Source organism: Streptococcus oralis (genome assembly GCF_001588645.1).
GTDB lineage: Bacteria > Bacillota > Bacilli > Lactobacillales > Streptococcaceae > Streptococcus > Streptococcus oralis_AB.
Window position 1 is genome coordinate 67,567 of the sequence record NZ_LAYF01000004.1, and the last position, 12,850, is coordinate 80,416.

The window sequence follows — 12,850 nt, forward strand, 5'->3', positions numbered from 1 at the left end:
CAGAAAAAGAAGGCCGTCAAGCCTTCTTTTGATTTATTCTTCTGCTTCGTCTTCTGTAAACTGACTATTATAGAGATCCGCATAGAAACCACCTTGAGCCATGAGTTCTTCATGATTGCCTTGTTCGATGATATTTCCATCTTTCATGACCAAGATCAAGTCTGCATTTCGGATGGTTGACAAGCGGTGGGCGATGACAAAGGAAGTTCGACCTTCCATCAAACGGTCCATGGCTTTTTGAATCAACTCCTCTGTACGTGTGTCGACTGAGGATGTCGCTTCATCCAAAATCAAGAGTGGTGCATCTTTGATAAGGGCACGAGCAATGGTTAAGAGCTGTCTCTGTCCGACTGACAAGGTCACTGTATCATCTAAAATAGTATCGTATCCATCTGGTAGGGTCATGATAAAGTGGTGGATTCCTACTGCTTTTGCTGCTTCAATCATTCGTTCATCACTAATCCCTGTTTGGTTGTAGATGAGATTATCACGAATGGTTCCTTCAAAGAGCCAAGTATCCTGCAAGACCATTGAAAAGGCATCGTGCACTTCAGAGCGCTTCATGTCCTTGGTATCCACACCATCAATGCGGATACTTCCCTTATCTAGCTCATAGAACTTCATCAAAAGATTGACAATGGTTGTCTTCCCAGCCCCAGTCGGTCCAACGATTGCGACCTTTTGACCTGCATGAGCTGTCGCAGAAAAATCATGGATGATGGTGCGCTCTGGTGTATAGCCAAAGGACACGTGATCAAAGACTACTTCCCCTTTCATGTCGCTCAATTGTCTCTCCTTATGAGATTCATCCTGCATCTCAGCTTCAGCTAGAAATTCTAATACACGAGTCATGGCTGTACTCGCTTGTTGCAGGCTCGTAATCCCTTGGGCAATCTGTGACAGAGGTTGGGAGAAGGTCCGTACGTAAACCATAAAGGCTACGATAATCCCTATAGTGATATGCCCTTCTAACGCCAGCGCGGCCCCAACGATGATGACTAAGACATAACTAAAGTTCCCAACAAAGAACATGGCTGGCATCATGATACCAGAGATAAATTGAGATTTCCAGATACTGTCATGCAAGTCTTGGTTTAACCCTGCAAATCTCGCTTTGGAGGTGTCCACTGCGTTGTAGCTGGTCACTACATTATGGCCAGAGTACATCTCTTCCACATAACCATTGACGGCTGCTAGATTATTTTGTTGGGCTTTAAAATAACCCTGTGACTTGGCCATGATTACGGAAACCGCCGCAAAACCAACAAGCGTAGAGACCACTGTTACGAGAGCTAAAATCCAGTTCATCCCAAACATGGTCACCAAGACAGCAATCAACAAGAAACTAGCTGAAAGAACTGTCCCTAGACTTTGGTTGAGAGATTGCGCTGCTGTATCCACATCATTGGTCACGCGCGAAAGGGTGTCTCCTTGTGAATGACGGTCAAAATAGCCAAGTGGCAAACGATTGATTTTTTCAGCGATAGCCGTCCGCAAGCGTTTTGAAAAATGTTGGATACTCGTTGAAAATATATAGGCCTGTGTATAATTAAGGATAGCTCCAAACACATATAGGACAACCAAAAATCCAGCAATGTTTGACACAGCTACCAAGTCGATTTCTGTAGCCAAGCCATCTGAAATCAAGTTAGTAATTTCTTTAATCTTAGTTGGACCATAAACGGTAATGATGCTTGAAATGACTGCAGCCACAACTGCTATTAGGAGAGGAAGTTGGAGGCCTGCCATATAAGGTTTGCACTGTTTCCAGACCGAAACTTTTTTATTTTCCATGTTCCAATTCCTCCTTCGATAGTTGTGAGTAGGCAATTTCTTGGTAGACTTCGTTGGTTGCAAGAAGTTCCTTGTGGGTGCCTTGTCCCACGACTTTACCTTGATCCAAAACTAAGATCAGGTCGGCGTCCATAATGGTAGAAATCCGTTGCGCTACGATGAGCTTGGTCATGGATTTTGTTTTCTCAGCTAGCTCTTGGCGAAGGACACGATCTGTCTTGTAGTCCAAGGCTGAGAAGGAATCATCAAAGATGAGAATCTCTGGTTTACGAGCCAAGGCACGCGCAATGGCTAAACGCTGTCTTTGACCTCCTGAGAAGTTGGTTCCGCCTTGAGCCACTTCTGATGCAAGACCTGCTTCCTTGTCTTCGATGAAGCTTTTAGACTGGGCCAATTCCAAGGATTGCCACATAGCAGCTTCGCTTAGAGGAGTTTCTTTGCTCTTACCAAAGTCCAAGTTCCCCTTGACATCTCCTGAGAAGAGGACTGCTTTTTGAGGGATATAGCCGACCTTATTGCGCAAATCTTCCAAATCGTAATCTTGCACATTAACTCCGTCCACTAGGATTTGTCCATCTGAAACGTCGTAAAAACGTGGCAAGAGGTTGACAAGCGTAGACTTACCTGATCCAGTCGATCCGATGAAGGCTACGGTTTGACCCGCTTCTGCTTTGAAAGTGACATGTTCCACGACTGCTTCTGAGTTTTTAGAGTAGCGGAAGGTTACATCGCGGAATTCCACTTGTCCTTGAACTGAAGGATCCGCTGTCTGTGTATGACTAGGATTTTCAATAGAAGAATGCAGATCCAATACTTGATTGATACGTCCTGCCGAAACCAAGGTACGAGGAAGAACAATAAAGAGTGCTCCCATGAGAAGGAATCCCATCACGACCTGCATAGCATAGGACATGAAGACCACCATATCACTAAAGAGTGGCAGACGTTCTGCCAAACTTGCATCGTTGATAATGTAGGCACCAATCCAGTAAATAGCTAAACTTAGTCCACTGGAAATCGCCATCATAATCGGGTTCATAATGGCCATCAATCGATTGACAAAGAGATTGAGACGTGTTACCTCATCGTTGGCTGCTTCAAATTTCTTATCTTGGTAATCTTCCGCATTGTATGCGCGAACAACTCGAATCCCAGTCAAACTTTCACGAGTGATACTATTGAGTTTATCTGTTAATTTTTGGATGACCGATTGTTTTGGAAAGGCCAGAGTCATGAGAACAGTTGTCATCAAGACATTGACAATAACAGCCACAAGGACCGCCCAGAGCCAGTATTCCGATTTTCCAAGGATTTTTCCAATGGCCCAGATAGCCATAATTGGCCCACGAGTAACCACTTGCAAGCCCATGGTAAAGAGCATCTGTACCTGGGTAATATCATTGGTCGTCCGAGTCAAGAGACTTGGGATTGAAAAGCGCTTGATCTCTGTCTGCGAAAAATCTAAAACACGATGAAATACGTCTCTACGTAGATGGGTTGTATAGGATGCTGCAACGCGAGCGGCAAAGAAACCAACCATAACAGATGAAAAGAAAGCCAATAAAGACAAACCAATCATCTTCGCAGCTGGTGACCAAAGTTCACCCAACTGCGTTCCAGACGTTCCCAGTAATTCTGTAATTTGCGAAATATAAGTCGGCACCTCTAACTCGAGATAGACCGAGAAACAAGTGAACAGAATCGTAAGGATGATCATTCCCCACTCTTTTCCTGTAATACGTTTAGCGAGTTTCTTCATTCTCTCCTCCTATCTTCTCAACATTTGCTTGCAATTGTCCGAGTACCTTTTCAAAGATTGCCAAGTCTGACTTTGAAACACCCTCTAGCAGACTCTGATCGATCCGATCAAAAAATGCCTTAACTTTTTGCATCTGCGAACGCGATTTCTCCGTCAGGCGAACAAATTTTGCCCGCTTATCGCTCGGGCTCGCCTCTAACTCAACCAAACCATTTTGTACCATGCGCTTGACTAGATTACTCGCCACAGATTTGGTAATATTGAGTTCCTGCTCGATATCCTTAATCAAGACCAGTTCCTCTTTTTGTTCACAATGATCTAAAAAACGCAGAACCTGCCCTTGCGGTCCACCCATAAATTCAATGCCACATCGCTTGGCTTCTTTCTGTACCATCAGATGAACCTGGTGTCCAAAACGTTTGAACATTAACATCGGCTTGTCCATGATTGCTCCTTTCTCACGATAAATATAGTTCTCACAAGAACTATTTAAGTTTCCATGAGAACTATTTTATCATTTTCAGAAAAGATGTCAAGAAAAAAGTTTCCAAGAGAACTATTTTAGTTTAAATTGACATTAGGCAATATTTTTTCTATAATAAGCACTAACTACTGTGGATAGAAATCCATTCACTCGATGAAGGGAGAAAACTTTCAAATGAAACCAGAAGAACAAAGAGTTTTAGGAATCTTGGCAACCATTTTTGGAGCCATCGCACTTTTAGGGTCCTGGATCCCATTTATTAACTATCTATCATTTTTCATCGCCATCGTCGCATTTATCTTGGGGATTATCGGCCTTATCGTCAACCTCAAAAAACGAAAAACAATGTCCATTATTGGAACAGCTCTGTCAATTGCTTCTATTGTACTTTTCTTTACGACCCAAATACTGTACGCTAATATCTACAAAGATTTTGCCAGGGAGTTTAACCGTTCCTATAGAGAGGCAAGTGCCTCAATGGAGCGCGAAGAAGAAAGCGACTTGACAGATGATAGCGCCTATTCCATCCCAGAGGAGGAAGAAGACGATAACTTCACCTGGACCCAGGAACAGTTCGACGCCTTAATCGAAGGTGACCTTGACAACAAAGGAAAAGGTGGTACCAACTACAAGGATATTATCAAAAAACACGGACTACCAGACTCCGAATTTGATTCTACTATTGGAGGCTACAATACGAGAAAAATCACCTATATCTCTATTGGTGACAAGAACAAGACTATTACCTTAACTTTTGCAAAACAAGACAATGGACAGCTCTTGCTCGTCCAAAAACATGCAGTCGGTCTAGGTCTAGAAAAAAGCAAGAAACAAAACGATTCTGAAACCAGAGTTTAAGTTCAAATATCAAAAAAAACGAACAGCTAGTAAAACTGTTCGTTTTTCTATTAGAATCCATCTACGTTTGTGTAGATCTTTTGTACATCTTCGTCGTCCTCAAGAACACTGTAAAGTTTTTCAAAGGTTTCAAGGTCTTCACCTGACAATTCCACTTCTGACTGAGGAATCATTTCCAATTCAGTCACTTGGAATTCTTCAATCCCAGACTCACGAAGGGCAACGATAGCCTTGTGAAGGTCTGTTGGAGCTGTATAAACCGTGATTGTTCCTTCTTCTGCTTCTACATCGTCCACATCCACATCTGCTTCGAGCAATTGCTCAAAGACTGCATCAGCGTCCTCACCCGCAAATACGATCACACCCTTGTTATCAAAAAGGTAAGAAACCGAACCTGAAGCACCCATGTTTCCGCCGTTTTTACCAAAAGCAGCACGGACATTGGCTGCCGTACGGTTGACGTTTGAAGTCAAGGTATCCACAATCAACATAGAACCATTTGGTCCAAAACCTTCGTAACGTCCTTCTGTAAAGGTTTCGTCTGTGTTTCCTTTGGCTTTATCAATCGCTTTATCGATAACGTGTTTTGGCACTTGGGCTTGTTTCGCACGATCGATAACGAATTTCAAAGCAGTGTTTGATTCCGGGTCTGGATCCCCTTTTTTAGCTGCTACATAGATTTCTACACCAAATTTTGCATATACTTTAGAGTTAGCTCCATCTTTAGCCGTTTTCTTGGCTACGATATTGGCCCATTTACGTCCCATTAGGAATCTCCTTTTTTCACATTTTAATCTTTCTTATTATAACACAAGTTTTTTCGATTTTCACTAGAGGAAATGGATTTTATTCCGCAAATCCAGCTAGGATTGTCCTTTGGCTGCCAAGATTGCCTTGCCTTCTTTTATCAGGGGATGGCGGAAAAGTGAGAAGTACAGTTGAGTGGTCATGGCAACCCAGATAAGGGGTTCGCAAAGGATAACTCCCCTATACCCTGCCCAAGGGATAATCAAAACCACAAAAACGATTTTCCCGATTAGTTCTATAAAACTGGAAACGAGAGGAAGGACTTTCTGCCCCAATCCCTGCAAGCAATTCCGATAAATCAGCAAAAGGCTCAAAATCGGATAAAAGACTGAACTGATTTGCAGGTAAAGACTACCATTTTCTACCAAGTAGGTATCTGTCGAACTGGCCAAGAAAGAAACCAAGCTAGGACTGGCAAAAAAGAGGAAAATACAAATAAAACCTGCCCAGGACATGCTCAGGCGACTGCCAATACCAAGACCTTGAACTATGCGATCTGGGCGCTTAGCCCCGAGATTTTGAGAGGCAAAGGTCGTCATAGCAGAAGAAATAGCCGTCATCGGAAGCAGAGCAAAGGCCATAATGCGACGCGCCGCCGTCTGGGCGCTAATAATCACAGCTCCAAAGGTATTGACTGAAGACTGTAAAATCACACTACCAATGGACACAATCGAACTCATCAGACCCATAGCCAAACCTTGCTCCAAGAGATCCGCATACAAGGCCTTGTTCCATTTAAAATGCTTGAGTTGAGGAAGCAGTTCTGGAACACTCTTACGGATATAGAAAAAGCAAAGAACCGCTGACAAGCCTTGCGAGATAATGGTAGCAAGGCCCGCAGATTGAACTCCCAGATGCAATTGCGTAATAAAATACAAATCTAGCACCACATTAACCAAGGCAGAAAAAATCAGAAAGCCAAGAGCTGCTAGACTATCACCAATAGACCGCAACAAGCCTGCAAAGAGATTATAGGCAAAGCTGACACCTACACAAGTCACAATCATAGAAATATATTGATAGGATTGAGGAAGGATTTCTGCCGGGGTATCTAAATATTGCAGGAGTGGATACAGACCGACAAATCCCATCAGCATGACCACAATGCTCAAAAGAGCACCTAAAATCCAAGTTGCTGCTACTGCTTCTTTAATTTTAGTAAAATTACGAGCCCCATAATAGCGGGCAATGACGATCCCCATGCCATTGCCAACACCAAGCGTAAAGCCTATAATCAAGTCAAAAATGGCCGTTGTCGCTCCTACTGCAGCCAAGGAATCTTGACCAAGAAATCGCCCAACAATCAAGACGTCAGCTGTATTATAGAGCTGTTGGAAAATATTAGACAGCAAGATGGGAAAGGCAAAGCTTAACAGCGCAGGAAGAATAGGACCATGTATCAAGTCCACGGATCGTTTCTTATTCATAAAGCTATTATATCAGCTTTCTAATGGAGCGACAAGGCTCTGTCACTAAGTTTGCAATCAATTGCTTACAGAGAGACAATTTGCTATAATCAAGAAAAGGAGGTCATTTATGAGTTTGACCAGTCAATTAATTACCGATGTATTTCCTGATCTGGATAAGGTTGAAAAGCTAAACAAGGAAGCATTCCCCGAGGAAGAACGAGTTCCTCTGTCAGAGTTTTTACGCTATCAAGACCGAGAAGATGCTCACTTTTTTGCCTTTTATAACCAAGAAGAGTTTGTCGGCTTTGCTTTTGCCATCTCCAATCCAAAGGCCTTCTATATCAGTTTTTTTGCCATCATGCCCCACTTGAGAAGCCACGGATATGGAAAAGAAATCATCGAAAAGCTGACTGATTTTTACCAGCGAACCATGTTATTGGAAGTCGAGCGATTGGACGAAGAATGCGATAACTTGGAGCAGAGAAAGGCCCGCATGGATTTCTATCGCCAAAATGGTTTCAAAACAGCCAACGCTTTTCTAGAGTACGATGGTTTGAGTTTTGAAATTCTCTACCGAGGCGACTATTTTGACGAAGAGGCCTATCGCGACATCTTCCAAAAGTTACAAAATGAACATTATTTCGACTTTCATATAGAGTATCGTCGTTTTAGTGACCATTAAACAAGATTTATCCATCTGGTGAAGAACCTCTCTTTTTCGATAGAAGCTACATATAAAAATGCATGTAATCTACGATTACATGCATTTTTTATTTTCAACTGATCAGAATAAACTTTTATTCTCTCTATGGCTTAAGCTTCTGCATTGCCTTCTGGAAGAAGGAAGTAGAGAACAGCATAAGCTAAGATTCCAGAACCACCAAGTAGAGTGAAGATGATCCAAAGTGCACGAACAAGTGTGTGGTCCATGTTAAAGTAGTCACCGATACCTGCACAAACACCAGCAATCTTTTTGTCTTGTACGTTACGAACAAGGCGTTTTTCCATTATAGTAGTCTCCTTTTTATAGAATGATTTAATTTTATCATCAAATTAAAAAAATTGCAACAGTTTTTTTAATTTTTTTGATTAAATACTCTTTTATTACGCTTTTGAAGCTTATGGAGACTTAATAATTAAACATAAAAAGCAGAGAAAGACTTCTCCGCTTTTATTTTTAATCTTCAATTTCGATTTCAAGTCCGTCGCCTAGGTCAAGCGTTACTTCTTGGTTAGGTGCTAGATCTTCTGCAACAGAGATAGGAGCTGTCCCTTCTTCATCCTCAATCAAGCCATATTGAACACGGACTTGGTGGTCAATGGCATCAAAGATTTCTGGGTGATCCGCCAAGTATTTCTTAGCATTTTCAGATCCTTGTCCGATTTTTTCACCCTTGTAAGAGTACCATGCTCCCGCTTTTTGGATGATATCGAGATCACTTGCGATCTTCAAGAGCTCACCAGTTTTAGAAATCCCTTCTCCGTACATTATTTCAACAAAGGCTTCCTTAAATGGTGGAGCCACCTTGTTTTTCACGACCTTGATCTTGGTTTCCTTACCGACATTGGTATCTTTTTGGTCACCAGTTCCCTTGATTTGCGTACTTCCACGAACATCCAAACGGACTGAAGCGTAGAATTTCAAAGCACGCCCACCAGGTGTTGTTTCTGGATTTCCAAACATAACCCCAACTTTTTCACGCAACTGGTTGATAAAGATGGCAATTGTTTTGGTTTTATTGATAGAAGCACCAAGTTTACGCATGGCCTGGCTCATCATACGAGCTTGCAAACCAACGTGGCTGTCTCCAATATCTCCATCAATTTCTGCACGAGGTACAAGGGCCGCAACTGAGTCAATAACAACAAGGTCAACTGCACCTGAGTCAATCAATTTTCCAGCAATTTCAAGACCTTGCTCTCCTGAGTCTGGTTGTGACAAGAGCAATTCATCAATGTTCACACCAAGGGCTGCAGCATAGGCTGGGTCAAGAGCATGTTCCGCATCGATAAAGGCTGCAATACCACCTTCTTTCTGTGCTTGCGCAACAGCGTGAAGGGCAACCGTTGTCTTACCAGATGATTCTGGTCCATAGATTTCGATGATACGTCCTTTAGGATAACCACCTGAACCAAGAGCAATGTCCAGAGCCAATGAGCCTGAGCTCATCACTTGAACTTTTTGCTCCGCGCGCTCACCCAAGCGCATGATTGAGCCTTTACCAAAGTCTTTCTCAATCAATTTAAGAGCATCGTTCAATGCTTTTTCACGGTCAGCTCCAAATTTTTTCCCAATTTCATCTAATTTTTTTGTTGGTTTTTTCGCCATTTTGTTCTCCTATATTCTACTGGTCCTTAGACCTATCTTTCATTATACCAAAATTTAGTCACTTAATAAAGCCTTGCGAACTAGGTTAAAGGCATGCATGACCGCAATATGTCGAACATCTGCTCGACTCCGTCCTGCTATATTGGCCTTGATCACCTCTGTCCCTTTTGCATGTGTCAGTCCAATAAAAACTGTACCAGCTGGATGCCCCTCTAGGCTATCTGGCCCTGCCACACCCGTCAAACTAACTCCGTAGTCAGACTGAGTCTTGATCCGTGCCTGCTCTGCCATTTTTCGAGCCGTAAACTCAGAAACAACCCCGTGTTCTTTTAGCTCTTGCTCGGAAATATCCAACATCTTAGACTTTTCTTCTAGGCTGTAAGTGACAAAACCGCCATTAAAGATTGCTGAAACGCCCGAAAAGTCTGCTAATGTCGCTTGAAAGAGACCTGCCGTCAAGCTTTCTGCTGCAGTAATGCTTTTCTGTCTCTTCTTTAGTTCTTCTACAACAACACTTGCGAGGCTGGTTTCTTCCCCATATCCATAACAGATGTCTCGTAGAGAAATTCCCTCGAAAGTTTGGCGACTCAAGATTTGATTTTCTAAGATATCCAGTGCTTGATCAGCCTTTTCTTGACTGACTGCTTTTGTAGACAAGCGTAAGGTCACTTCTCCCGTCTTGGCATAAGGCGCCAAAGTCGGATCTGTTTGATGGTCAATCAAATCCGCCAAAATGGTCACCAACTGACTCTCACCAATTCCAAAGAAACGGAGCACTCGGGAATACAGTTTGGTACCTGTCATCAGCTTGGGCAAGAGTTGATTTAAGACCATAGGTTTCAACTCACTTGGCGGTCCTGGAAGGACCACGTAGGTTACGTCATCCACTTCCGACACCCCTCCTACTGCTAAACCTGTCTCATTTGGCAGTGGAGTTGCCCCTTCTACAATTTGGGCTTGACGCTCATTATTCGGTGTCCGAGCATAGTCAGGTCTATGAGCAAAGAAAATATCCAGCTTCTCTTGCGCTTGAGGGTCAAACACTAGATCTTTTCCTAAAAATCTTGCCAGAGTTTGTTTGGTCAAATCATCCTCAGTTGGTCCCAAGCCTCCTGTCAAAATCACAAGATTGCTACGTTGACTCGCAATCTCAAGCAAGGACAAAAGACGAGCTTCATTATCTCCAACAGCTGTTTGGAAGTAGACGTCTACCCCAATTTCGGCTAGTTTCTCTGATAAAAACTGAGCATTGGTATTGACAATCTGCCCTGTTAAAATTTCTGTTCCGACAGCAATAATTTCTGCTTTCATGTTTCCTCCTACTTATCTATTCGAATTTTTTTGAAAAAATCGCAGGAAATTTCCCACGATTTGATTCTTTTCTTATTCTGCTTCTTCGTTTGAAGCGTTAGTACTGGTTGAAGGTGCTGTCCGACCAAAGGCTGTTTCGTACAGTACCGCATTGGTTTCCAATTCTGTCACTGGCTCTTTACCTAGTGAACGACGCAAGAGATTTTGCATCTCGAGCATATGTTCTGAAGTGACAATCTGATAAGAAATTCCCTGTAGCTCAGCATCTTCCCCACGCAATTGATGCGTTTCGATATTCTTGAAAGAATCTTGATAGCCAAGCAATTGTGGAATGCTCTTAGCTGACAAGTCCACATTGGTCTGCATGTTATCACTCAAAGCTTTGAGGATGCCTTGATAATGACTCACACTGTTTAGGCTCAAAACCTTCTCAACGATTTTTTGAATGACTTCACGTTGACGTTTTTGACGACCATAGTCTCCCTCTGGGTCTTGGTAACGCATCCGTGAATACACCAGAGCTTCCTCACCATTCAAAGTTTGTTCTCCAACACCGATAGAAATCTTATTAAACTCTTCTTGGTCAGCAATCGAAATTGGGAAACCGAGTGTATTGTTGACGGTAATTCCACCAACCGCATCCACCAATTGTTGAAGCCCCTGCATGTTAACCATCACATAGCGGTCAATGTGGATATTCATCATCTTTTGAATAGTAGAAATTGCAAGTTCCGCACCACCATTAGCATAGGCCGCATTGAGTTTAGCTTCCTGAACTTGACCGTTTCCAGTCTCAATCTTGGTCAAAATATCCCGTTCCAAACTCATCATTGTGGTTTTCTTTGTTTTGGGATTAACCGTCAGGAGAATCATAGAATCACTATTTCCCGCCCACGGATCTGTACGTTCCACATTTCCCGTATCTACCCCCATCAAGAGGATGGTCAGAGGCTCCGTCGCTTCGATAACGTTGGTTTCTTCCCCGATTTTTTTGTAAGTCTTTTTACTAAGGGTTTCTGTTCCCTGTTGGTAGATGGTATAGCCATAAACCGCTACACCTAAAACTGTTACTGCTAGGAAACCTAGCACCATTCCAATTAATTTTTTAATCATCTCGTTATTCATTTATCAGCTTGCCCATAAGACAAACATCTAAAAATATCCCTTCTGCTAAATAGGCTCCTCTTTCTTGTAAGCCTTCTGTGATAAATCCCATTTTTGAATAGAGGTGAATCGCAGCCTCGTTTCGTTTTTGTACACTAAGTTGCAAACGACGCAATACACCACTGGCTTTAGCCCACTCGATGCCTTCTTCTAGAAGTATAGTTGCCAAGCCTTGGTTCCAGAATTTCCTGCGAACTGCTAGAAAAACATCACCGATATGTCGAACTCTTAAATGTTGGTCCGCTGTGATATTTAAGACTCCTGCAATCTCATCATTCAGTAAGGCGAGGAGAGTAATTTGATTCTCTGATGCAGCTTGTTTTTCGATAAAAAGAGCCATTTCAGAAGCTGTCATCATAATACCATTTTCATCCAAGCTGGTAAAATCTGTCTCTTGACCGACACAATCTAAAAATGCAATTAAGGCTGTAGCATCTGAAATCTCTGCCTCACGAATACACAACTCATACTCCATCTTGAAGCTCCTTGATGAGTTGTTCAGCCCGAGAGCCATGAGCTGTAAAATGAAGACAACGACCATCAGCTTCTTTCAAAATTTCCAACTCCAAGTAAGAATCTGGTAAATCTTCACCCAAAAGATGCCCCCACTCAATAACAGTCACACCGCCACCAAAGAGAAACTCATCCAAGTCAATAGAATCAGCATCACCTTCGATACGGTAGACATCCAAGTGGTAAAGTGGCCAACGCCCTTCGTACTCTCTGACAATGGTATAGGTTGGACTTTTAATCATCTGACGGATATCCAAGCCCTTGGCAAGGCCTTTTGTAAAGGTTGTTTTACCCGCACCCAACTCTCCAGTCAAGATCAGAACATCGTCTTTTTGAAGCAAATGGCCTAATCTTTCTCCGAGAGCTAGAAGCTCTTCTTCATTTTTTGTGTGCATGCTACTATTATACCAAAAAGTTTTCTT

At 42.6% G+C, this 12,850-nt stretch carries 13 protein-coding genes; 2 read left to right on the plus strand and 11 right to left on the minus strand.

Annotated elements, in window-relative coordinates; genetic code table 11:
- Positions 1 to 33: 33 nt before the first annotated feature.
- From A0739_RS04160 to A0739_RS04170, 3 genes are read right to left on the minus strand one after another with little or no spacing between them, the layout of a single operon-like run.
- Complete coding sequence (locus A0739_RS04160) at positions 34 to 1,794, minus strand: ABC transporter ATP-binding protein (protein ID WP_061587170.1); 1,761 nt, start codon at positions 1,792 to 1,794, stop codon at positions 34 to 36.
- Entirely contained in the window at positions 1,784 to 3,553 is a 1,770-nt protein-coding gene (locus A0739_RS04165; protein WP_061587171.1) for an ABC transporter ATP-binding protein, read from the minus strand. The genes A0739_RS04160 and A0739_RS04165 overlap by 11 nt, the downstream gene beginning before the upstream one ends.
- A complete protein-coding gene (locus tag A0739_RS04170; RefSeq protein ID WP_000360525.1) occupies positions 3,537 to 3,998 on the minus strand; it encodes a MarR family winged helix-turn-helix transcriptional regulator in 462 nt (153 codons plus the stop codon). The genes A0739_RS04165 and A0739_RS04170 overlap by 17 nt, the downstream gene beginning before the upstream one ends.
- A gap of 192 nt (positions 3,999 to 4,190) precedes the next feature.
- Between A0739_RS04170 and A0739_RS04175 the strand changes: the two genes are divergently transcribed.
- On the plus strand, positions 4,191 to 4,895 hold the full coding sequence (locus tag A0739_RS04175) for a CD20-like domain-containing protein (RefSeq protein ID WP_061587172.1): 705 nt from the start codon (positions 4,191 to 4,193) through the stop codon (positions 4,893 to 4,895).
- A gap of 50 nt (positions 4,896 to 4,945) precedes the next feature.
- Here the strand turns inward: A0739_RS04175 and A0739_RS04180 are convergent, their stop codons facing one another.
- Positions 4,946 to 5,662, minus strand: a complete 717-nt coding sequence (locus A0739_RS04180) for a YebC/PmpR family DNA-binding transcriptional regulator (RefSeq protein ID WP_000532894.1) — start codon at positions 5,660 to 5,662, stop codon at positions 4,946 to 4,948.
- A 96-nt stretch (positions 5,663 to 5,758) separates the two neighbouring features.
- Positions 5,759 to 7,129 carry an MATE family efflux transporter gene (locus tag A0739_RS04185; protein ID WP_061587173.1) on the minus strand — a complete coding sequence of 457 codons (1,371 nt, stop codon included), beginning with the start codon at positions 7,127 to 7,129 and terminating at the stop codon, positions 5,759 to 5,761.
- Between the two features lie 109 nt (positions 7,130 to 7,238).
- On the opposite strand from A0739_RS04185, the gene A0739_RS04190 reads away from it, so the two are divergent.
- A complete protein-coding gene (locus A0739_RS04190) occupies positions 7,239 to 7,793 on the plus strand; it encodes a GNAT family N-acetyltransferase (protein ID WP_000060284.1) in 555 nt (184 codons plus the stop codon).
- Positions 7,794 to 7,924: 131 nt separating this feature from the next.
- Here the strand turns inward: A0739_RS04190 and A0739_RS04195 are convergent, their stop codons facing one another.
- The 6 genes from A0739_RS04195 to tsaE form a co-directional block, all read right to left on the minus strand.
- Positions 7,925 to 8,119: a PspC domain-containing protein gene (locus A0739_RS04195; protein ID WP_000415528.1), complete on the minus strand. Its 195-nt coding sequence runs from the start codon at positions 8,117 to 8,119 to the stop codon at positions 7,925 to 7,927.
- Positions 8,120 to 8,288: 169 nt separating this feature from the next.
- A complete protein-coding gene (recA, locus tag A0739_RS04200) occupies positions 8,289 to 9,440 on the minus strand; it encodes a recombinase RecA (RefSeq protein ID WP_042902934.1) in 1,152 nt (383 codons plus the stop codon).
- A gap of 54 nt (positions 9,441 to 9,494) precedes the next feature.
- A complete protein-coding gene (locus A0739_RS04205) occupies positions 9,495 to 10,751 on the minus strand; it encodes a competence/damage-inducible protein A (protein WP_061587174.1) in 1,257 nt (418 codons plus the stop codon).
- Positions 10,752 to 10,823: 72 nt separating this feature from the next.
- Positions 10,824 to 11,864 carry a glycopolymer--peptidoglycan transferase LytR gene (gene lytR / locus A0739_RS04210; protein ID WP_000592174.1) on the minus strand — a complete coding sequence of 347 codons (1,041 nt, stop codon included), beginning with the start codon at positions 11,862 to 11,864 and terminating at the stop codon, positions 10,824 to 10,826.
- 4 nt (positions 11,865 to 11,868) lie between these two features.
- Complete coding sequence (locus A0739_RS04215) at positions 11,869 to 12,390, minus strand: GNAT family N-acetyltransferase (RefSeq protein WP_061587175.1); 522 nt, start codon at positions 12,388 to 12,390, stop codon at positions 11,869 to 11,871.
- On the minus strand, positions 12,380 to 12,823 hold the full coding sequence (gene tsaE / locus A0739_RS04220) for a tRNA (adenosine(37)-N6)-threonylcarbamoyltransferase complex ATPase subunit type 1 TsaE (protein WP_061587176.1): 444 nt from the start codon (positions 12,821 to 12,823) through the stop codon (positions 12,380 to 12,382). Before tsaE ends, A0739_RS04215 begins: the two co-directional genes overlap by 11 nt.
- Positions 12,824 to 12,850 lie beyond the last annotated feature (27 nt).